At 61.2% G+C, this 21,447-nt stretch carries 22 protein-coding genes and 1 pseudogene; 16 read left to right on the forward strand and 7 right to left on the reverse strand.

The window, feature by feature from the left end; translation table 11 throughout:
• Positions 1-209: 209 nt before the first annotated feature.
• Positions 210-413 (forward strand): annotated as a pseudogene (locus ACVWYU_RS23740) (Dyp-type peroxidase); the annotation flags it as partial.
• On the opposite strand, the gene mug reads toward ACVWYU_RS23740, so the two are convergent.
• Positions 404-937, reverse strand: a complete 534-nt coding sequence (gene mug / locus ACVWYU_RS23745; RefSeq protein ID WP_457373804.1) for a G/U mismatch-specific DNA glycosylase — start codon at positions 935-937, stop codon at positions 404-406. The pseudogene ACVWYU_RS23740 and the gene mug overlap by 10 nt on opposite strands.
• Positions 930-1,556: a TetR/AcrR family transcriptional regulator gene (locus tag ACVWYU_RS23750; RefSeq protein ID WP_247255091.1), complete on the reverse strand. Its 627-nt coding sequence runs from the start codon at positions 1,554-1,556 to the stop codon at positions 930-932. Before ACVWYU_RS23750 ends, mug begins: the two co-directional genes overlap by 8 nt.
• Before the next feature lie 258 nt (positions 1,557-1,814).
• Between ACVWYU_RS23750 and ACVWYU_RS23755 the strand changes: the two genes are divergently transcribed.
• From ACVWYU_RS23755 to ACVWYU_RS23775, 5 genes are all read left to right on the forward strand, one after another.
• Positions 1,815-2,933: an HlyD family secretion protein gene (locus ACVWYU_RS23755; protein WP_248914229.1), complete on the forward strand. Its 1,119-nt coding sequence runs from the start codon at positions 1,815-1,817 to the stop codon at positions 2,931-2,933.
• A complete protein-coding gene (locus ACVWYU_RS23760) occupies positions 2,933-4,429 on the forward strand; it encodes a DHA2 family efflux MFS transporter permease subunit (protein WP_457373805.1) in 1,497 nt (498 codons plus the stop codon). Before ACVWYU_RS23755 ends, ACVWYU_RS23760 begins: the two co-directional genes overlap by 1 nt.
• A gap of 19 nt (positions 4,430-4,448) precedes the next feature.
• On the forward strand, positions 4,449-5,921 hold the full coding sequence (locus tag ACVWYU_RS23765) for an efflux transporter outer membrane subunit (RefSeq protein WP_457373806.1): 1,473 nt from the start codon (positions 4,449-4,451) through the stop codon (positions 5,919-5,921).
• Positions 5,922-5,972: 51 nt separating this feature from the next.
• Entirely contained in the window at positions 5,973-6,923 is a 951-nt protein-coding gene (locus tag ACVWYU_RS23770; protein ID WP_247255095.1) for an aldo/keto reductase, read from the forward strand.
• A 62-nt stretch (positions 6,924-6,985) separates the two neighbouring features.
• Positions 6,986-7,930 (forward strand): LysR family transcriptional regulator, encoded by a 945-nt coding sequence (locus ACVWYU_RS23775; protein ID WP_248914226.1) that lies wholly within the window; start codon positions 6,986-6,988, stop codon positions 7,928-7,930.
• A gap of 44 nt (positions 7,931-7,974) precedes the next feature.
• On the opposite strand, the gene ACVWYU_RS23780 is transcribed toward ACVWYU_RS23775, so the two are convergent.
• The 3 genes from ACVWYU_RS23780 to ACVWYU_RS23790 all read right to left on the reverse strand — a co-directional run bounded on the left by ACVWYU_RS23780 (position 7,975) and on the right by ACVWYU_RS23790 (position 10,424).
• Positions 7,975-8,235, reverse strand: coding sequence for a DUF2790 domain-containing protein (locus ACVWYU_RS23780; protein ID WP_090319753.1), 261 nt, complete (start codon positions 8,233-8,235; stop codon positions 7,975-7,977).
• Positions 8,236-8,427: 192 nt separating this feature from the next.
• Positions 8,428-9,768, reverse strand: a complete 1,341-nt coding sequence (locus tag ACVWYU_RS23785; RefSeq protein WP_457373807.1) for an ATP-binding protein — start codon at positions 9,766-9,768, stop codon at positions 8,428-8,430.
• Positions 9,765-10,424 carry a response regulator transcription factor gene (locus tag ACVWYU_RS23790; RefSeq protein ID WP_090319747.1) on the reverse strand — a complete coding sequence of 220 codons (660 nt, stop codon included), beginning with the start codon at positions 10,422-10,424 and terminating at the stop codon, positions 9,765-9,767. The genes ACVWYU_RS23785 and ACVWYU_RS23790 overlap by 4 nt, the downstream gene beginning before the upstream one ends.
• A 132-nt stretch (positions 10,425-10,556) precedes the next feature.
• Between ACVWYU_RS23790 and ACVWYU_RS23795 the strand changes: the two genes are divergently transcribed.
• The 5 genes from ACVWYU_RS23795 (at position 10,557) to ACVWYU_RS23815 (ending at position 15,365) form a co-directional block, all read left to right on the forward strand.
• Complete coding sequence (locus ACVWYU_RS23795; protein WP_457373808.1) at positions 10,557-10,880, forward strand: PepSY domain-containing protein; 324 nt, start codon at positions 10,557-10,559, stop codon at positions 10,878-10,880.
• A gap of 88 nt (positions 10,881-10,968) precedes the next feature.
• Positions 10,969-11,439 (forward strand): DUF2271 domain-containing protein, encoded by a 471-nt coding sequence (locus tag ACVWYU_RS23800; RefSeq protein ID WP_247255098.1) that lies wholly within the window; start codon positions 10,969-10,971, stop codon positions 11,437-11,439.
• 25 nt (positions 11,440-11,464) lie between these two features.
• Positions 11,465-13,645, forward strand: coding sequence for a PepSY domain-containing protein (locus tag ACVWYU_RS23805; RefSeq protein WP_457373809.1), 2,181 nt, complete (start codon positions 11,465-11,467; stop codon positions 13,643-13,645).
• Positions 13,635-14,600 carry an FAD:protein FMN transferase gene (locus ACVWYU_RS23810; RefSeq protein ID WP_457373856.1) on the forward strand — a complete coding sequence of 322 codons (966 nt, stop codon included), beginning with the start codon at positions 13,635-13,637 and terminating at the stop codon, positions 14,598-14,600. Before ACVWYU_RS23805 ends, ACVWYU_RS23810 begins: the two co-directional genes overlap by 11 nt.
• A gap of 63 nt (positions 14,601-14,663) precedes the next feature.
• Positions 14,664-15,365, forward strand: coding sequence for a VIT1/CCC1 transporter family protein (locus ACVWYU_RS23815; protein WP_248914221.1), 702 nt, complete (start codon positions 14,664-14,666; stop codon positions 15,363-15,365).
• A gap of 88 nt (positions 15,366-15,453) precedes the next feature.
• Here the strand turns inward: ACVWYU_RS23815 and ACVWYU_RS23820 are convergent, their stop codons facing one another.
• Positions 15,454-15,870 carry an organic hydroperoxide resistance protein gene (locus tag ACVWYU_RS23820; protein ID WP_457373810.1) on the reverse strand — a complete coding sequence of 139 codons (417 nt, stop codon included), beginning with the start codon at positions 15,868-15,870 and terminating at the stop codon, positions 15,454-15,456.
• Positions 15,871-16,190: 320 nt separating this feature from the next.
• Positions 16,191-16,520: a hypothetical protein gene (locus ACVWYU_RS23825; protein WP_090319728.1), complete on the reverse strand. Its 330-nt coding sequence runs from the start codon at positions 16,518-16,520 to the stop codon at positions 16,191-16,193.
• Positions 16,521-16,739: 219 nt separating this feature from the next.
• On the opposite strand from ACVWYU_RS23825, the gene ACVWYU_RS23830 reads away from it, so the two are divergent.
• The 5 genes from ACVWYU_RS23830 to ACVWYU_RS23850 all read left to right on the forward strand — a co-directional run bounded on the left by ACVWYU_RS23830 (position 16,740) and on the right by ACVWYU_RS23850 (position 21,400).
• Entirely contained in the window at positions 16,740-17,141 is a 402-nt protein-coding gene (locus tag ACVWYU_RS23830; protein ID WP_390955466.1) for a hypothetical protein, read from the forward strand.
• Positions 17,141-17,680, forward strand: coding sequence for a phosphohydrolase (locus ACVWYU_RS23835; protein ID WP_457373811.1), 540 nt, complete (start codon positions 17,141-17,143; stop codon positions 17,678-17,680). The genes ACVWYU_RS23830 and ACVWYU_RS23835 overlap by 1 nt, the downstream gene beginning before the upstream one ends.
• A 208-nt stretch (positions 17,681-17,888) precedes the next feature.
• Positions 17,889-18,167 (forward strand): DUF3303 domain-containing protein, encoded by a 279-nt coding sequence (locus ACVWYU_RS23840; RefSeq protein ID WP_090319716.1) that lies wholly within the window; start codon positions 17,889-17,891, stop codon positions 18,165-18,167.
• Positions 18,168-18,437: 270 nt separating this feature from the next.
• Positions 18,438-20,054 (forward strand): arylsulfatase, encoded by a 1,617-nt coding sequence (locus ACVWYU_RS23845; protein WP_457373812.1) that lies wholly within the window; start codon positions 18,438-18,440, stop codon positions 20,052-20,054.
• 77 nt (positions 20,055-20,131) lie between these two features.
• Entirely contained in the window at positions 20,132-21,400 is a 1,269-nt protein-coding gene (locus ACVWYU_RS23850) for an OmpP1/FadL family transporter (protein ID WP_457373813.1), read from the forward strand.
• Positions 21,401-21,447 lie beyond the last annotated feature (47 nt).

Raw genomic sequence — 21,447 nt, forward strand, 5'->3', positions numbered from 1 at the left:
CCCTCCGCCTCGATGGCGGACTCACCGCTAATCTTTGCCCATGTCTCTCAACCCTGCCCCGCTGCTCACGGAACCGCCCACGCCTACGTCAATGCCAACGGACAACCCATCCCCCGAGCCTCAATCCATCTGCAAGCCAATTTCCAGCAGCGCGATCGTCATCGTTGCAACATTGGTGCCGGGCCGTGAGCGTGCCAGTCAGGTGCGAGCCTGGTGCGGGAGAATTCGGCACTTACTTCATCGGCTATGCGCGCTCGCCCGACCCCCTCGAACAGATGCTCGAAAACATGTTTGCCGGCAGACCCGCAGGCAACCATGACCGTTTGCTGGATTTCAGCACGGCAGTCACTGGAGGCCTGTTCTTCGCGCCATCCTCCGACCTGCTGGAAGAACTGGCCGATCGTCAGCCCTGAAACGCCGAAACCCGGTCCACGCCGACTGCGTCATTGAGCTGGCGATACGCGTCCACCAGTTGCTCAAGGGTGAATGCGCGATTGCGCCCACTGGGATTGGGCAGGACCCACACCGAAGCATTACCGAAGGTCCGGGGCTGGAGGCCCCACGCAACGTCCCGTTGGCCGGATAACGCGCAATACGCCGCCTTGCCGAGAAACGCGACAAAACGCGGCGCGTAGCGGGTGATTTTCTCCTCGAAAGCCGCAGCGGCTGCGGTGAACTCATGCATCGACAACTGATCCGCTCGCGCCGTTGGCCGTTCGACCACAGCTGTCAATCCACACTGATACTGCAGGATCGTTCGGTCGTTTTCTGCACGCAACTCCTGGGGCGTGAAACCGGCAAGATGGAGGGTGCGCCAGAAGCGATTGCCGCGACCGGCAAAATGATGCCCTTGGGCGGCGGCCATCACACCTGGATTAATCCCGCAGAAAATCACCGCAAGCTGCTCGGCCAGAATATCTTCGAGTCGTTCAGCCACCGCAGATCACACCGACCGCATTGCGTGCGAGCGCCGTCAACTCTTCGCGGGATTTGCCCGCCCGGGCACGAATCGAAATGCTGTGCAGCAGCGATGAGGCCAGTACCGCCAGGGCCGCCACATCGACATCGCTTTTCAATTCGCCGCAATCAATGGCCAGACGCAGACGCGTTTCCAGGTCGGCATCGAGCCTGTTGATTCGATCGGAAAGAATGTCGCGTATTTCCGCGTCCTCCACCGCTTCGGTTGTCGCCGTGCCGATGGCGAAGCAGCCACGGGGCTGGCCCTCGCCCGAAAAGTAAATCGACAACTGCCCCTCATAAAGCCGCGTCAGCGCCTCGCGCAAGGGCAGCGCCGGGTCCGTCAACGCCTCATGCATGGACGCCACGGCGAACTCCCAATACTGCTCGAGCGCCTTGAGGTATATCGCGTGTTTGTCACCGAAAGCCGCATACAGGCTGGGGCGATTCATGCCCGCCGCCGTGGCGATGCTATCTAGAGAAGCGCCGGAATAGCCGGTGCTCCAGAACACACCAAGCGCTTGCTGCAGCGCTGTCTGCGGGTCGTAGGCGCGAGGCCGGCCCCGGCCTTTGCCCTCTGGAACTTTATTTTGTGCCATGTTGTACAAAATCCTTGAATGAAGGTGAGTGCAGGGATATTCTTACACCATCGCACAAAATTAAGGAACCAAAAGTTCCTCGGTGTCAGGTTTGTTGAAGCGAGGCTCGAACCGGGTATTGCGGCGACGAAACAGCGGCAGCGGAGCCACCCTCCCCACTGCCCACCGGTTGGCTTTCTAACGGCAATTATCAACGTCAGGGCCCCAGGCGCTTCTTGCTGCCGGCCGCCCGATTCCCGGTTAAAGGTGTATTCGATCATGACTAAACAGTTCGACATCCCGGCTTCGCAAGCCATTGAACACCCAGGACCGGCCAGGAAACCGCTCAAGGAAAAATTGCGGCCATGGCTGATGATGGGCGTACCTGCCCTCTTCGCCGTGGTGGGCTACGCCCACTACATGGCGGGTCAACCCATCGTTTCGACCGACAACGCCTACGCCCGGGTAGCGAAGTCCTCGATCAATGCTCGTGTTTCCGGGCAAGTGATCGAAATCGCGGTCGAGGACAACCAGCCGGTTCACAAGGGCCAGGTGCTGTTCCGGATCGACCCCAAGCCCTTCCAGATTGCCGTCAACCGTGCCGAAGCACAGCTGAGCGTGGCGCGGCTGCGCATCGACGGGCTCAAGGCCAGCTATCGGCAACAGCAGGCTGAATTGCAATCGGCCAAAGAATCGGCTGATTTCGATCAGCGAGAGTTTGCCCGCAAGAAGGCGCTGGTGGCCTCTGAGTTCGTCTCCCGTGCCATTTACGAACGCGCCGATACCGACGTCAAAGTCGCACGCCAGCGCATTGCCTCCATCGAACAACAGATCGCCAGCACGGTTGTCGCCTTGAACGGCAACCCCAATATCGATGCCGACAGTCACCCGACCGTTCGTGAGGCCAAGGCGCAGCTCGACGAGGCGCAGCTGTACCTCTCGTATGCCACGGTGTACGCGCCGGATGATGGCATCGTCGCCAAGGTCGACGATCTCCAGGTCGGCAACTTCGTCAACAACGGTGCCCCGGCGTTTGCGCTGATCTCCGCCCACGAGATCTGGGTTGAAGCCAACTTCCGCGAAACGGAAGTCACCCACATGCGCCCCGGCCAGGAAGCGACCATCCGCATCGATACCTACCCCGATCACCTGTTCAAGGCCCACGTCACCAGCATGAGCCCTGGCGCCGGATCGGACTTCGCCCTGCTGCCGCCGGAAAATGCCACCGGTAACTGGGTCAAGGTTGTCCAGCGGGTCCCGGTTCGTCTCGAGCTGGACGAAGTGAACCCCGACCTGCCGCTGTATTCCGGCACCAGCGCCACGGTCAAGGTCGACACGGGCCACAGCACGCCATGGTGGCAACCGCTTAAAGCACTGTTGACCGCAGGTAACTCCTGATGAACGCCAACGCGATTGCTACCCCGCAGGACGGTGGTGCGCGCTCGCTCAGGTTCGCCGCGTTGCTGGCGACCTATATGCAGTCGGCGAACCTGCCGTTGCCGAACTCGGCACTGCGGTTTATCCAGGGCAGCGTGTCGATGACCGACGACCAGGCCGGGTGGATATTCACCGCCTACCTCGGTGCCAGCGCCATCACCCTGCCGCTTGCGCAATGGCTTGCCGGGCGCTTTGGCTTGAAGCTCGTCTATCAAGCCGCGATCGTCCTGTTCATCGTGGGCCTGCTGCTCGCCACGGCCGCGACCACCCCGCTGGAGTTCGTCGGTGCGCGGATTGTTCAGGGCATCGCCAGCGGCGTACTGGGGCCGCTCTCCATGGGGATTTCCCTGGAGACGCTGCCACCGGCACGGCGGCCGAAATTTGGCGCGGTGTTCACCGCCGTTGTGCTCCTGGGCATTGCCACCGGCCCGACGGTCGGCGGTTGGCTCAGCGAATATCACGGCTGGCGCTCGATGTTCTACGCCAGTGTTCCGCTGTCGGTGTTCATTTTTCTGGTGGTGGCGCTACTGCTTGCCGAAAAAAAGGCCGAGACCAAACCGCCGTATGACTTCTTCGGCTTCGGCACCTTCACCCTGAGCATGATCGGCCTGCAAATGCTCCTCGACCGGGGTGAGCGTCTGGACTGGTTTGCCTCGACCGAGATATGGATCGAAGCGGTGGCCTTTGTGCTGGGGATGTACCTGTTTGTCGTGCACGTACTGACCACAAAGGTGCATTTCATCAACAAGAGCCTGCTCAGGGACCGCAACTTCGTGCTGTCGACGGTGATCTTTTTCGCCCTTGGCTTCGTGCTGTTATCGACCATGGCGCTGACCTCGCCGATGCTGGACGAGATCCTGGGCTATCCGCCCGTCACCACAGGCTTGATGACGCTGCCGCGCGGTGCGGGTCTAGTCGGGTCATTCATCCTGATGAGCCGTTACTCCGATCGATACGACCAACGCCTGTTCGTTGCGGCGGGCGTTGCACTGGTGGCGTACGCCAACTGGATGATGCTCGGTTATTCGCCGTTGATGGACTGGACGCCGGTGGCGATTGCCGGGGCGATCCAGGGTATTGGCCTGGGCATCTTGATGCCATCGATCAGCAAAGTGGCGTTCAACACCCTCGACCCCAAGTTTCGCCCGGAAGGCACCGGTTTTTTCAATCTGATGCGCGCTTATGGCAGCACCCTGGGCGTTGCGGTCGTGCAGTTGTACTTCTTCAACAATACCCAGGCGATGCACATGGCGCTGGCCAGCAACCTGACTCCGTTTCGCGCCGCCGCGCATTCGCTGGTGTCGGCCCCCTTGCCGGCGCTGGCGGGGCTCAACGAAATGATCACCGGCCAGGCCGCGTTCATCGCCGTGCTCGACCAGTTCAAGATTTTGATGGTGGTGATGCTGGTGGTGAGCCCACTGGTTGTCTTTCTTCGCAAACCCGTTTCGACCAACTAGTTTTCGTGGAGTGTGCCAAATGAAATCCCGTCATCTGTTCCCAACGAAAATCAGTGCGCTGTCGACCCTGATCTTCCTGTCCGCCTGCACCGCCGGCCCTGACTTCAAATCCCCTGACGCCAGCACCTCGCAGCACTATGACCAACAAGCCGAACAGCGTCTTGGCCAGGGCGGCAACAAGCCCGGTGAACAGCGCATCGAACTGGGCAAAAAAGTTGGTGGTGAGTGGTGGTCAGCCTTTCGCTCGCCAAAACTCGATCAGGTGGTGCGCCGGGCCATCGACGGCAACCTTGAACTGGTCGCCGCCGACGCGACGATCCGCCAGGCCGCCTCCTCCGTCGCCGCGGCGGAAGGCGCGCTGTATCCGCAAGTCGATTTCGGTGCCCAGGCTGGCCGCGCACGGACGCACAATGCCAAGGACCCTTCGATCTCCAACTTTTATGCGATTGGCCCGCGAGTGGGCTTCGACCTCGACGTATTCGGCGGTAACAAACGCCAGGTCGAAGAACAGCAAGCCTTCACCGATCTGCAGAAGCATCGCTACGAAGCGGCCTACCTGACCCTGACCGGCGATGTCGCCAGCCAGGCGTTGCTGGTGGCCTCGGCCAACGCGCAGATGCGTGCGGTCGAGAAGCTGCTGGCCAATGACGCCAAGAACCTCGAACTGGTACGCATGGCCCACGCCAATGGCAGCACCACACAAATCGATGTGTCGCTGGCCGAAACCCGGCTCGCTCAGGACCGTACGCTGTTGCCACCCCTCGCCCAGCAGCGCGATTCGGCGCGCCACGCACTGTCGGTCCTGACCGGCAAAGGTCCGGCTGACTGGATCGCGCCGGACTTCGATCTTGCCGAGTTCGCCTTGCCGTCCAACGTGCCCGTCAGTTTGCCTTCGGAGATGGCCCATGACCGGCCGGACATCCTGCAAGCGGAGGCCGAGCTGCACATGGCCAATGCCGCCGTTGGCGTCGCAACCGCCAACCTCTACCCCCATGTCACGCTGTCCGCAACGCTTGCTCAGGCCGCTTCCGGCAATGGCGGTGCGGCGCTCTGGGGCTTCGCCGCAGGCATCGCCGGCCCGATCTTTGATGGCGGCACGCTCAAGGCTGAACGTCAGGCGGCCATCGACGGCTACAAGGCAACGCTCGCCGGTTACCAACAGACCGTCATCACTTCGTTCGGCCAGGTCGCGGACACCTTGCAGGCCATCAACCACGACGCCGAGGAAAACCTCGCGCAGGACGACGCGCTGCGGGCAGCCGAGACCAGTTTCCGCCTGAACCAGCAAGCCTACGCGCAAGGCGAGAACAGCATCCTCCAGGTGCTGGAGGCCGAACGTGCCTACGAACAGGCGCTGCTGGGCCAGATCCGGGTGAAGACCGCGCAATACCTCGACACCGTGCGTTTGTTTGTCGCCCTCGGCGGTAATTCCGTCGGCGTGTTCGAGCAACGGGTGGCCTCTCGCGACGAACAGAAACCTTCGTACCAGTAGTGCAAAAGCGCACTCATGAACATTTACACGAGCGGGCACTGGAGTAGAAACATGTCTTACGAACCCATTTTCGATGCGCTTCGCGAAACCCGATTTCCCCTGGTAAACGGTTGCGGCGACATGCCGGCCGTTGGCTTCGGTACGTTGTTCAAGGATCTGAGCGTAACCACCCAAGCGATCAAACACGCGCTGGAAACAGGCTTTCGTCATTTCGATTGCGCAGAACGCTATCGCAATGAAGAAATGGTCGGCGCGGCGTTCAAGGCGTTCCTGGAGACAGGCAAGGCCCAGCGCGAAGACCTGTTCATCACCACCAAACTGTGGAACACCAACCACCGTCCGGAGCGGGTGCTGCCGGCGTTCGAGGCGAGCTGCCGACGCTTGCAAGTCGACTACATCGACTGCTACCTCATCCATACACCCTTTGCCTTTCAACCCGGCGACGACCAGGACCCGCGAGATCCATTCGGGCATATCATTTACGACGGGGGCGTGACGCTGATAGAGACCTGGCGGGCAATGGAGCGTCTGGTGGATGAAGGCCGGTGCAAGTCCATCGGTTTGTCCGATATCACCCTGCAAGCCCTAAAAGAGATCGTGGCCCAGGCGCGGATCAAACCCGCCGTGGTGCAGGTCGAGTCCCACCCTTATCTGCCCGAATGGGAGCTGCTCGAATTCTGTCAGGCTCACGGAATCATCGTCCTGGCGTTTGCGCCACTGGGCCATGGCATGGAACCGAACGTGCTGGAAGACGAGGTCATTACCGGCATCGCCCGACGCTTGCAAAAGAGCCCGGCGCAAGTGGCACTGGCCTGGTCGGTGCAGCGCGGCGTCGCTTTTCTGACCACCTCTGCAACACTGAGCCATATTCGCGAGAACTTTGATATTGCGACCCTGCCCCACCGGGCCATGCATGAAATCCGTCAGGATATTACGACGCGGATACGCTTCAATTCGGTGGTGGAAACCGGCGTACCCGGATTCATCCCGCGCATGAAGTAACACACGACAAGGGGCGGTCCTGTATTGGGCCGCCCCTTTTTATGATCCTGTGAGGTGAAACGATGGATGTTTTCCAGACCATGCGCTTCTTTACGGCTGTCGCCCAGAGCGGCAGCTTTACGGCGGCGGCGCAGTTGTTGGACACCACCACGACGAACGTTTCCAAAGCGGTTTCCAGCCTGGAGGCCAGGCTGCGCACCCGCCTGATCAACCGCACGACCCGCCGCCTGGCGCTGACCGAAGCCGGGGTGCGCTATCTGCAGCGCTGCGAAAAAATCCTCGAAGAGATCCGTGAAGCCGAAGAGGAAGCCGGTACCGCGCAAATCGATCCCAAGGGCAGGCTGAAAATTCACGCGGTGTCAGCCATCGGCAATCACTACGTGATCGACGCCATCGCCCGGTACAGGGAAATACATCCCTCGGTCATGTTCGATCTGACCCTGACCAATCGGCTGCCGGATTTGCTCGAAGAAGGCTATGACATGTCGATTGTGTTGGCGCGGGATCTGCCCGATTCGGGATTTGTCGCTCAGCGGCTTGGCACGACTTACAGCATTCTCTGCGCCTCGCCGGCCTACCTGAAGAAACGCGGAACGCCCGACTCGCCGGGTGCGTTGCATGCCCATGACTGCCTGAGAATCGTCAACACAGTGATGCCGGTTGAAAACTGGGTGTTCGAGGGGCCCGAAGGCATGGAGACGATCAATACGCCGGAGTCGTCCTTTCACGTCAACACTGCGGATGCCATGACGGTCGCCCTCACCAGCGGAATGGGTATCGGGGTTCAACCCATAGCCTCCGCGGTCGCCGGCCTCAGGGCGGGCACCCTGGTGCGTGTTCTGCCGGACTATCATTTTGAAGAGTTGAGTTTGTTTGCCATCTACCCGTCACGAAAATTCGTGGACGCAAAAATAAAGACCTGGCTGGAGTTTCTGAAAAATCACATCCCCAACTTGTTGGCAGCCGATGAGAAAATCGCCAGCCAGTCAGAGCATCGGGTTCGCTAGTGCCGTCGCAATGGAGTGTCGACCCTCCACCGTCTGCAGCCCACTCAACCGTTCGAACACCCAGTGCCCATCACTTGATACTGCAGCACGTGGCGTTGACCGCTGGAGTCCTCGTAAATCATTTGCGCCGATACCGGTCCGCACTCATTGGGAATATCGGCCACGGTAATGACCTTGTGGATGTCCAGTTCCGTTGAGTAGGTGTAGCGTTCGACAGGTGTGGTCGTTGTCGGGGCTTCCCCCGCAAAGGCCGGCGCGCCAAGGCCGCCAAGAGCAAGAAAAATCGCTACTTTTGCCAAGTTCATGATATTCACCGTCTCGTTCAAGGTTTGCTTGCTTGTACCTGCGAACCAAGGGCTACCGACGCCTTTGGTTCACCGGGTAGAGACGATGCTAAGCGTTTACCACGCCCCTAAATAGCGGGTTTGCGGACATACACTGTTGTCGGATTGCACAGGAATGACGCCGCCGCACAGGGATAATGGCGCCTCTCAAACTCAACCTTCGAGCGTCGCCACCACTGGCAACCAGACGCACACTTCAAAACCATCCGGCCGGCCCGTCGCAGGCGAGACCAGCAGCATTCTGGCGTTGACCCCGTCGACAATGGTCCTGGCAATTGCCAGCCCCAACCCTGAGCCGCTGGCCTCGCTGTTGCCCCGCACAAATCGCTCGGTCAGGCGCTGCAACACCGGTTCCGGCACAGCCGGGCCACCATTGATCACCCGCAAGAGCGCCGATTCGGACAAGCTCACTTCGACTGGCAGATCCGCCGCGCCGTACTTCAGTGCGTTCTCGATCAGGTTGCGCAACAGGACGCCGAAGGCATCCGGGTCGATGGCCGAATACACGCTGGCCTTCGCTGGAAGCCGCAACTCGACCCGGCCCCCGCTGCTGTGGTTCCACTCATCGACCACATGGGCCAGCAGCGGAATCAGATCCTGCGGTGTTTCAGACAACAGCCCGCCCCCCTCGGCCTTGGCCAGTTGCATGAGTTTTTCGGAAAGCCGCGCCAACTCGCGCAATGATTTTTCGATCTTCGCCGCCCTCACCCGCAGCGGGCCTTCTGGCGCTTCGTGGCGCAAGCGCTGAATCTGCGCGAGCGTCGCCGCCAGCGGCGTGCGCAGTTCATGGGCACTGTTGGCGGTAAAGCTGCGCTCGGCCTCCAGGGCCTTGCGAAAACGCTCCAGCAAATGATTGACCGCTTCGGCCAACGGATCGATTTCCGCCGGCAGGCGCGCCACCTTGATCGGCGACAGATCGCCGACCCCGCGAGCCTCCACGGCCCGCCGATAGGCTATTACGCTGCGCAGGCTGATGCGCACAAACAACCAGATGCCCAACAGGCTGACCGGGATCAATGCCGACAGCGGCAGCAACAGGGCAAACAAGGCTTCCCGCGCCGCTTCACGGCGATGGCCCAGGGGTTCGGCGATCTCGATGAACACCGTTTCTCGCAACGCACTGGCCCCGTACAAACGGTACTTTTCCGTGGTCGTGAAACCTTCCGCCGGGTGCTTGCTGAAGATGTCCGGGTTGGCGTCATGGGACTGCATCAGAATCTGCCCCTCACCATTGCGTACCAGGTACGTCAGGTATTCCTTGTGGGTTTTGAGCGGGGCGACATGCTGGGCATCGCGGGGCTCTTCGCGGTTGCTGATTTCCAGCACGGCCAGCGGCAGGATGCGTTGCGCGGTTTCTTCCAGGGCGCTGTCGAACGCCTCGTTCAACTCATGCTGCACCACCAGCCATGTACCCACCGTCGCCCCCAGCCAGAGCAGGGTCATGCCCAGCGTCAGGCCGATGCCCAGACGTTTCTGCAGACTGGAAGACTTCATGCGGACATCAGCCGATAACCCATGCCGCGCACGGTTTCAATCAGGTCACGGCCGAGCTTCTTGCGCAGTCGACTGATGTAGACCTCGATGGTGTTGCTCTCGATTTCAGCGCCAAAGGCATAGAGCCGCTCTTCGAGTTGCGACTTGGACAACAGCGCACTGGGGCGCTGGACGAAGGCCTCGAACAATGCCCATTCACGCGCCGTCAGGTCCACGGTCACGCCTGCTCGCTGCACCGTGCGCGCACTGACGTCCACCTGCAGGTCGCCCAATCTGATTTGCGGATTGGGATTGCCGCTGTAACGCCGGGCCACCGCCGCCACACGGGCAGACAGCTCGAACAGATCGAATGGCTTGACCAGGTAGTCGTCGGCCCCGGCATTGAGACCGGCGATGCGGTCGGAGATCTGATCCTGGGCCGTCAGGATGATCACCGGGGTCACATCCCCGGCTGCGCGCTGCTGGCGCAAAAAGTCCAGCCCGCGACCGTCGGGCAGCATCAGGTCGAGGAGGATCAAGTCATAAGGCGTGCTGCGCACACTGTTGCGCGCATGCTCAAGGCGCTGCACCCAGTCCACGGCGTGGCCATCGTCGGCGATCTGCTCGCGCACCGCATCCCCCAGCCCCGGCGCATCCTCGACCAATAAAACCCGCATCTGGCACCTCCTGTGATGGTTGACGTATAGCACCTTAATCGCCGTACCTGACGTGAATCTGAAGATTCAGCTGGTTGTCAGGATTGCACTTTAGGGTATGCCACAGACGCCGACCATGGCAGGAGACAGATCATGAAATCAGGTTTTATGGCCAGTGCTGTGCTGCTGAGCCTGTCGCTCAGTGGTTATGTGCTGGCCGACGAAGACTGCAGCGACCCGGTGTCCGACTGGCAGCCGCGCGAAACGCTGCGCCAGCAGGTTCAACAGCAATATGGCTGGAGCGTGCAACGGATCAAGGTCGACGACGGCTGTTACGAAATCAGGGGCCTGGATCGCAAGGGCAACGCGATCGAAGCCAGTTACGCGCCGGCCTCCCTGCATTTGCGCAAGCTGGAGATCCGCTTCAAGGACGACGGCGATGCCGGAGACTACCTCGCTCGGCCCATCACCGAATGACGAGCTGCCGAGGATTAATTCCCGGGTTTCAGGTTGCTGTCAGCAATCAGGTTCAGGCTCTCGACCAGACGATCAACAGGACATTCCCATGAAAAAGATCATTGCAGCCACCTGCCTCGCCGGCGCCATTGCCCTGCCGGGCCTCGCCCAGGCCCGGGAAGTCACGCTGACTACGCAACTCAAGGACTACGGCGGCAACGACGCCTACCTGGCGATCTATGTCACCGATGCCAATGGCCAGTACCAGAAAACCCTCTGGGTCGCCGGCAAGAAGGCCAAGTACTACAAGCACCTGGGCGATTGGGCCCGCGGCAGTGGCATGAACCCGAGCGAGTTTGACGGCGTCAGCGGCGCCAGCGTCGGCAGCGGACGCACGCTCAAAGTCAGCGTTGAGCTGGCGGATACCTTGATCGACGCCGGTTACCAGATCCGGATTGACGGCGCCGTCGAAGACAAGCGCGAGTCTCGCGCCGATGTCAGTGTCCCGCTGACCTCCAAAGGCGCCGGCAAGCCGGCAGCCGGCAGTACCTACGTCCAGTCCTTTACTTACGATCTGTAGTACCCGACCTATCCGGAGGCTGAACATGCTTCGCCAGCTCCATTCGATACCCGGCCTGATCGCCGCCCTGCTGGTCATGATTCTGGCCATCAGCGGCGCCATGCTGTCGGTCGACCCGGCCCTGGAGCGACTGCATCAGGCGCCGATCGCCAGCGGTCAACTCAACGTCGGACAACTGGCCGGGCGCGTTGCCAGCCATTTCTCCGGCGTGGAGCAGATCCAACGCAGCGCGTCCGGGACCGTGATCGTCTACTACAACCAGAACGGCCAGGCCGGCGCCGAAACGGTCGATCCCCTGACCGGCCAGGGCCTTGCGCCCTACCAGCCCTCGGCCTTTTCACGCTGGATGAAAGACCTGCACCGCTCACTGTTCCTCGGCACGCCGGGGCACGGTGTGGCCGGTGCAGGTGCCTTGTTCATGCTGATGCTGTCGGTGTCCGGGGCGCTGTTGCTGGCCCGTCGCCTGGGCGGCTGGCGTAACCTTTTGCGGCCCATACGTGGCAACTTCAGTCAGCGCTGGCATGCCGAAGTCGGGCGTCTTGTACTCGTGGGCCTGATGCTCTCGGCGCTGAGCGGTACGTTCCTGTGCGCCACCACCTTCGGTCTGATTCCGGACGGCAGCACGGTTGAACCGGCCTTCCCGGCCCATGTCAGCGCCGGTCCGGCCATGCCGGTGGCCAACCTGCCGGCCTTGCGCAACGTCGACCTCAACGACCTGCGCGAACTGGTCTACCCCAGCCCTGGCAACCCGAAGGACGTGTTTTCCCTGCGCACGGCCCAGGGGGACGGTTACGTCGATCAAGGCAACGGCGCCCTGCTGTCCTATCAAGCCCATGACTCGATGCGCGCGCTCTACGAACTGATCTACCAATGGCACACCGGGCAGGGTCTCTGGTGGCTGGGCCTGATACTCGGGGTCTGTGCCCTGAGCGTACCCCTGATGAGCGTTACCGGGATTGTGTTGTGGTGGCGCCGCCGCAAGGCTGGCCCGAACATCCGCCACAACAGCCCCGCCCATTCGGCCGACAGCGTGATTCTGGTCGGCACTGAAACCAACAGCACCTGGGGCTTTGCCAAGACCCTGCACGACACCTTGCACGCCGCCGGACACAAAGTGCACAGCGCGCCAATGAACAGTTATTCGAACAACCTGGGGCATGCCCGCCAGCTGTTCATCCTGACCGCCACCCAAGGAGACGGCGACGCACCGGCTTCGGCCTCGCAGTTTCTGACACGCCTGGGCAAGGGCGGCCTCAAGCCTGGCCTGCCGTTTGCCGTACTGGGCTTTGGTGATCGCCAATTTGCCCGGTTCTGTCAGTTCGCTCATCAGGTTGACGCGGCGATGCAGCAGGCCGGCGGCACACCGTTGCTGGCGCTGGAGACCATCAACCGCCAGTCCTCCCAGGAATTCAGCCGTTGGGGCCAGAAACTGGGCGCTGTCATGGGCCAGGAGTTGGTGCTGAATCACACCCCCGACCGGCCGCGCACCCATCAATTGCAACTGGTGGAACGCATTGCCTACGGGCAACAGGTCAACGCACCGACCCACGTTCTGCGCTTCAAGGCCGTGGGCGAGCTGCCGTGCTTCGAGGCCGGCGACCTGGTGGGCGTCGTGCCGCCGGGAAGTGCCGAGCCGCGGTTCTACTCCCTGGCCAGCAACTCGGACGACGGCGCACTGGAAATCTGTGTACGCAAACATGAAGGCGGCGCGTGTTCCGGCTTCCTCCATGAGCTGCCCGAGGGCGCCCCGATCGAAGCCTTCATCCAGCCCAATCCGCATTTTCGCCCGGCCTCGGGCAAACAGCCGGTGATCCTGATCGGCGCCGGCACCGGTATCGGGCCGTTGGCCGGTTTTATCCGCAACAACAAGGCCCGCCATCCAATGCACCTGTACTGGGGTGGACGCCACCCTGCGTCGGACTTTCTCTACGAGCCGGAGCTCAACAGCTACCTGGCGGACCGTCGCCTCACCCGCTTGCGGGCAGCGTTCTCTCAGGTTCAGGATCGCAGCTACGTGCAAGACCGGTTGATCAGCGATGCGCTGGCCTTGCGCCGCCTGATTGAAAAAGGCGCCCAGGTCCTGGTGTGTGGCAGTCGCGAGATGGCCAAAGGCGTGATGCACGCCCTGGATGAAGTATTGGCCCCCCTCAACCTGAGCGTGCTGACGCTCAAGGCACAAGGACGCTACCTTGAAGATGTCTACTGAGCTGCAACGCTACAGCCTCAACGGCGAAACCATGGGCAGCCGTTACACCGCGCTTTTCTATGCGGAGCCAGATTTGTCGACCGAGGCCATCAGTCACAGCCTGGCGCGCGCCGTGAGCCGGGTGGACCAGCAAATGTCCACCTGGAAGCCAGACTCCGACCTCAATCGCCTCAATGCCGCGCCCGAACAGCAATGGGTCGCTGTCCCCAAGGAGCTGGCCACGGTGCTGTCCACGGCACTTCGCGTTGCTCAGCAATCAGGGGGAGCCTTTGATATCGCCGTCGGTGACCTGGTGCAAGCCTGGGGATTCGGCCCCGGCGAGCCGGTCGTCACGCCGCCAGCCCTCGATGCGCCGTTGCCACCGGTGCGCACCTCGGCCAGTGCCGCGCTGGAGGTGGATCCGCAACACAATCAAGTCCGCAAACGCGCACCGCTGACCCTCGACCTGAACGGCATCGCCAAAGGCTTCGGCGTCGATGAACTGGCGCGTTGCCTCGAAGGCTGGGGCATCACCCATTACCTGGTAGGCATCGATGGCGAGATGCGCGCCCGGGGCGTCAAACCCGGGGGCCAGTCATGGATCGTGGCGCTTGAAAAACCCAACCGGGGCGTGCGCGAAGTGATGGGGGTGATGGAACTTGGCGACGCGGCCATCGCCACTTCGGGGGACTATCGGCACTGGGTCGATGTGGCGGGCAGGTCCTATGCTCATACCATGAACCCGGCGACCGGAGCCCCGCTAAGCAACCCGCTCGCCGCCGTCACCGTGGTTGCCAACAGCTGCATGCTCGCCGACGCCTGGGCCACGGCCCTGATGGTGCTGGGTGAAATCGAAGGCCCGCGACTCGCTCAAGAACGCGGGATGGACGCCTTGTTTGTGTTGCGCGACGGTGAGCAGTTCAAGGAAATATCGATTGTCGGCGGCAAACGGCAGGCGCAGATTGAAACGCGGTGAAGCGACGGGTCGAAGCCCTGCCCTGCGTATTGATCCCTCTCCTGACAGTGAGTCCTCCCAACGATGAAATTCATGCACCGGCATACCGAGTCCCACCGAAGTGATCGAATTGGCTGGCTTCGCGCCGCCGTGCTGGGGGCCAACGACGGGATTGTCTCCACCGCCAGCCTGCTGATCGGCGTCGCGGCCGCCAGCGCCAGCCATTCCACCCTGCTGGTGACCGGGATGGCGGGCTTGATGGCCGGTGCCATGTCGATGGCCGCCGGTGAATACATCTCCGTGCACTCCCAGGCCGATACCGAACAGGCGGACTTGTCGCGCGAACGGGCAGAACTGGCCAGCGACCCGAAAGCGGAGCACATCGAACTCGCCAACATTTACATGCATCGAGGCGTTTCGCCGGAATTGGCCCACCAAGTGGCCGACCAGTTGATGGCCCATGATGCGTTGGGCTCTCACGCTCGAGACGAACTGGGCATCAGCGAGACCCTGACCGCCAAACCCGTGCAGGCAGCCCTGGCCTCGGCCGCCAGCTTTGTGTCGGGTGCCGCCTTGCCGCTGGCCGTGACCTTTGTCGCGCCGGAGCACAGCGTGGGCTTATGGATAGCGCTCATGTCCCTGGTGTTCCTTGCCGCCCTGGGGGCCATTGCCGCCAGGGCTGGCGGTGCCAGGGTCTTGATCGGCGCCTGGCGGGTGACCTTTTGGGGTGCTCTGGCCATGGGGGTGACCGCACTGGTGGGGCGCTTGTTCGGAGCGGTGGTCTAGTTCGTGACGCTTCATGAAAAAACGGCGCCCCCAGTCAACGGAGGCGCCGTTTTTTTTGGCCTTGCACTCGCCAAGGCCCTTTTTCAATTCAGACCAGCTTGAGCGTGACGTTGATGTTATTGCGCGTGGCTTTTGAATAGGGGCAGTACTTGTGCCCGGTGTCCATGAGTTTCTGCGCGGTCTCGCGATCCAGTCCCGGCAGGCTGACGTTCAGCCGCGCCTGCAGAAGGTAGCCACCTTCATTGGTGCCCAGGTCGACTTCGGCATCGACGGCCACGTCCTTGGGCAGGGCAACCTTCAGTTCCTTGGCCGCGACGCCCATCGCGCCGATGAAACAGGCTGACCAACCGGCGGCAAACAGTTGCTCGGGGTTGGTGCCACCGCCACCGGCGCCGGGAGACGAGAGCTTGATATCAAGAATGCCGTCAGCACTGCGGGAGGCGCCGTCGCGGCCACCCGTCGTGTGGGTTTTGGCGGTGTACAGCACTTTGTCGAGCTGGGTCATGATGATCTCCTGATTTGAATGTCGTTGATGTACGTTCAGGTGAATCAGAAAAAACGGCCTTGCGGCCTCATACCAGTCATTCATACCAACCTGTGGCGAGGGAGCTTGTCGGAACCCCGCACCGTCCCGCTGGGTCGCGCAGCGTCCCCCTGTTCCATGAAAAGAGAGGGACTGCTTCGCAGTCCAACGGGAGCGAGCTCCCTCGCCACAGGGTTATCGCTTGTTCGGGGTCACTGCCTTACCTGCTACGGACCCGGCCCTTCAATATAGACCCCACTGAAAAACCAGACGCCCGAGCCGACAGAAGCCTACTCCCCCCGTCATTTGCGTGCCAGCTTGTACTTCACGCAGTCGTTGTAAAAACTCTGGCGCACCGCCTCGGGTTTGATCCGGGTGGGACTGTCGTAGGTTTGCTCGGTGATGCCCATGGCCATCATGCGCATCCACGACTTGGAAAACTTGTACGTATGGATCTTTTGCCGCGCGGCATACAGCGAAACACCTGCCAATTTGAGTTCCTGGGCTCTTGCCGCCGTACCCGCGCCCCAACTGCACATGTAACGATCATTGGGCATCAGTTCCCTGGCCTGGGCAGTCACTGCAAGACCTGCAACGCCGAACGAAATCAGCGCGATCCGAATATTGCGCATTTACACTCCACCTAACCGCCTGAAAATAAAGCGATTCTGGCGACCGGCGTAACACTTGGGGGCCAGCATAATGCCTTTTTTGCAACGCACCGCGCTGACGCCCTGACGGGCCGGGCGTCGCCGGTGACATTGATCCTTTCGCCAACGCGAACGCCCCCCCCTGCAACCGTTCAGAACCCTATGGGCAAACCCGATCCGGTCGCTCTATGATTGAGCCCCATGACCACCTCTGCTCCGATCCGCCAACCCTGCCCGCCCGGCGTCTGCGACTGCGGGCGCGACCCGTTGCTGGAAACACCGGGAGCGGACCTGCGCATCCTGTTTCTGACCCGCACGGAAGAGAAACGCCTGATCGACCGCCTGGAAAACCTGCAGAGCCTGACCGACCTTGAGCACATGAAACGACGGATGTTCGAGCAATTGGGCATTCGCGTGGACATCGCCCCGGGTTTCAACGAAGTGCGCACCATGCGCGGTATCGGCATCCAGGTTGGCGAACTGCCGGGACTGTGCCGCAAGACCCGCGCCTCAATCCCGACGGCGATTCGCCGCGCCATGGAAAAACGCCCGGAAATCGCCTACGAGCTGCTCAACGCCAATGACCTGTTGCGGGACACATGATGAACCCCGTTCTCGAATTCCCCCTCACCGACGAGATACTCACCGAGTTCGCGCTGGCGATTGGCACCGACCTGCAGGGCTATCGCAATCACGTCTATCGGGTACTGAATTTCTATTGCGCGATCAGCGGCCTTCAAGGCCTGCCGTGCGACGCGGTGCAGATCGCGGCGGCGTTTCATGACCTGGGTATCTGGACCGATAACACCCTCGATTACCTGCCGCCCTCGATTCGCCTTGCCAGTGAATACCTGGACACCACGCAACGCTCAGACCTGAAAGAACACGTGAGTGCGCTGATTCTCGAACACCACAAGGTGCGCCCCTATCGGTCGGCGCATGCGACAACGGTCGAGGCTTTCCGCAAGGCCGACCTGATTGATGTATCCCTCGGCCGGGTCCGTTTCGGCCTGCCACGAGCGTTCATCAAAACCGTGCAATCGACCTTTCCCGATCACGGGTTTCACGCGATGCTGATCAAGCGCTCTGCCCGCCAGTTCTTCCGCTCTCCGTGGCGTCCGCTGCCCATGTTTCGTTGGTGAAACAGGCGTTCAGCCCTGCCCTTGAACAGTCCACGGAACAGGATCAGTGGTCGTACGCGAAACGCTGCCCACTGCTATGCCTTCACATGGGAGTTCTCGTTGCACACCAGCCAGGACGGAACTGGAAACCCCCAGTGCGACCCTGGTCCCCGGCGCCAACCAGGTCCACCCCGGCAAACCGGTGCCAATCCGCAACAGGAGGTGGCCGATGTTATTCATAGTCAGTTGGTCGATCAGCCCCGACAACCGCAATGCCGCCATCGAGCGTTTTCTCAAGACCGGCGGCGCTCCACCCGCGGGCGTCACCATGAAGGGACGCTGGCATGCGGTGGGTGGTTCGGCCGGCTTTGGCATTGCCGAAGCCAGTGATGGGGTGCCGATTCAGCAATGGGTGCTGGAGTGGAATGACCTCATGAGCATGGAAGTCCACGCCGCGTTGACCGACGAACAGATGGCGCCGCTGCTGGCCGCTACTGTCGGTAAATAAAAGCGCCATCCCAGCGGCGGGCCCTGCTCGCCGCCACGCCCCCCATCAAGCGGGGGGCGTGATCGGGACTTTGAATCGAAGATGCCCTCATTGGGTTTCCCGGAAATTCGTCGACGAACCCCCTCTCAAAGCGGTGTAAGCCTCCTGAAACACCACAATTTATTTCTGGATATTTCACAATTCATACCTACGCTCATCCGCGGGGGATCCCAATTCAGGGTGGTCGGGGGACTGCTCAAAAGTACTCACGTCAGTACACAGGATCTCGACATGAACCGGACACCATTATCCTCACTGTTCGCTTTACCGATACTGCTGTCTGCAATGGCTCTACCCGTCATTGCACAAGCCGCCGACAAAACGGCGCCCAACATCGTGGTCATCATGGGTGACGATATTGGCTGGTCCAATATCGGTGTCTACAACCAGGGCATGATGGCCGGCCGAACCCCCCATCTCGATCAGCTCGCCAATGAGGGCATGCGCTTCACCGACTATTACGCCGAGGCCAGTTGCACCGCCGGGCGTGCCAACTTCATCACCGGTGAACTGCCGATCCGCACCGGCATGACCACGGTCGGCCAGGCCGGGTCGCCCATCGGCATTCCCGCCGAAGCCGTGACCATCGCCACCACCCTCAAGGCCATGGGTTACTCCACCGGCCAGTTTGGCAAGAATCACCTGGGCGACTTGAATGAGTTCCTGCCCACGGTGCATGGCTTCGATGAGTTTTTCGGTTACCTCTATCACCTCGACGCCATGGAAGACCCGGCGCACCCCAACTATCCGCAAGACCTGCTTGCCACTGTGGGCCCGCGCAACATGGTCCACAGCTGGGCCACCACCACCGACGACACGACCGTCATGCCGCGCTGGGGCAAGGTCGGCAAACAGAAAATCGAAGACGCCGGCACGCTCTATCCGGAGCGCATGAAAACCATCGACGAGGAGATTCGCGACAAGGCCTTTTCCTTCATCGACAAGGCAAAACAGGACAACAAACCGTTTTTCGTCTGGCTCAACCCGACCCGCATGCACATCGTCACGCACCTGTCCGACAAATACGAAGCCATGCGTAATGCGCAAAACGGCTGGTCAGAACAGGAAGCCGGCATGGCGCAGCTCGACGATATCGTCGGTGACGTCATGGACAAGCTGAAAAAAGACGGCATGGATGACAACACCATCGTGATTTTCACCACGGACAACGGCGCGGAAAACTTCACCTGGCCGGACGGCGGCACCACACCCTTTGCCATGGGCAAGGGTACTGTCATGGAAGGCGGTTTCCGGGTGCCGGCCATCATTCGCTGGCCGGGCAAGGTACCAGCCAATCAGGTTGCCAACGGCATCATCTCCGGCCTGGACTGGTTCCCGACCCTCGTCGCGGCGGCAGGCAACCCGAACATCACGGCCGAACTGTTGAAAGGCAAGCAGCTGGGCGATACCACCTACAAAGTGCACCTGGACGGCTATGATCAAACACCGATGATCACCGGCAAGGGTCCGTCGAACCGCCATGAAATCTTCTACTTTGGTGAAAGCTCGCTCGGTGCGGTGCGCATTGATGACTACAAATATCGCTTCATTGACCAGCCAGGTGGCTGGTTAGGAGCTAAAGTTCCCGTGGATGTACCGTTCCTGACCAACCTGCGACTCGACCCTTTCGAGCGTATGGGTTGGCCGCAGGATCAATCGGCACAGGGTTCGCAACAGTACTTCGACTGGTTCAAGTACCAGTTCTGGCGTTTCGTGTTCGTGCAGCAACAGGTAGCCAAACTGGCTGAAACCGCGATCGAGTTCCCGCCCATGCAAAAAGGCGCGAGCTTCAACCTTGATTCGGTCAAGGCCAAGATCGCCGCGGCTCGGGCGGAGATGGCCAAGTAAGGAGTCGAATTCACGGGTGACCGAAGCTGGTCATCCGTGCCTCTGACGGATGTTTATCGACGCTAAAAGGGATTCGTATGCAGATAAAGACCTCCGCCCTGCCTGCCGCCACGCTACTCGCCCTGTGCTGCCAGCAAGCCTGGGCCGGCGGCATCATGCTCTACGAAATCGGCACCGATAATACCGGCCTGGCCAATGCCGGTGCCGCCGCCAGGGCCCAGGGGCCCTCGACGATCGCCAGTAACCCGGCGGGCATGAGCTACCTGCCGGGTACGCAAATCACCGCTGGCCTGCAGGTGCTCTACGGCGACTTGAGCTTCGATCGCGACTCGGGCACCAATGTCCAGGGCAGCGGCAGCGGCAATGCCTTCGATCCGATCCCCGGCGGCAGCTTCTTCGTCACCCATCAGCTCGACGATCACTGGAGCGTCGGCTTCGGCCAGTACGGCGACTTCGGTCTGGCGCTCAATTACGACAACGACTGGTCCGGGCGCTACTTCGCACAAAACGCCAGCCTGCTGGGTGTGTCGATGGTGCCGAGCGTTGCCTACCGCTTCAATGACCAATGGTCAGTCGGCATTGGCGTGAAAGCCATGTACGGCATGCTCAAGGCCGACACCGCCATTGACCGCTCGCCTTTCGGCCTGACCGACCGCAGCGACGGCCAGTTCAAGTACAGAGACAACGATTGGGGGTTTGGCGCCAACATCGGGGTGATCTACGCCCCGCAACCCGGCACCCGCCTCGGCCTGACCTACACCAGCAAGGTTGATCTGAATTTCGAAGACAAGCTGGACGTCAAGGGCGACGGCCCGGTACTTCGACGCCTGGACAACACCAATACCCAAATCGACACAACGGTGCCACAAACCGTCACCCTCAGCCTGTTCCAGCAACTGGACCGGCAGTGGGCCTTGCTGGCATCGGTCAACTGGCAAGACTGGTCGGAGTTCGGCCAGGTCGGGATACAGGTCGACACCACGGCTGACAATGCCCGATCAACCACAATCGACGCCAACTACAAGGACACCTGGCACCTCTCCCTCGGCGCGCAATACCAGGCCACCCAACAGTGGTTATGGAACGTCGGCGTGGCTTACGACAGCAGCGCCGTATCGGACAGCAATCGCACGGTCACCGTGCCGATGGCCGAATCCTGGCGCATTGCGACAGGAGCCACCTATGCTCTTAACAAGGACACCGACGTTAACGTGAGTTGGGCGATGGTCTGGCTGGGTGACATGCCGGTGGATCAGACCAAAACCGTGTCAGGCAGTCGAATTTCCGGTCAATTCGACAGCGCCTGGATTCAAGCGGTGACCGGAAACATGACCTGGCGTTTCTGATTTCTGTTGACGACGAAAAACGACTTTATCCAAGGAGCACACAGCAT

Source organism: Pseudomonas sp. TE12234, from assembly GCF_054061835.1.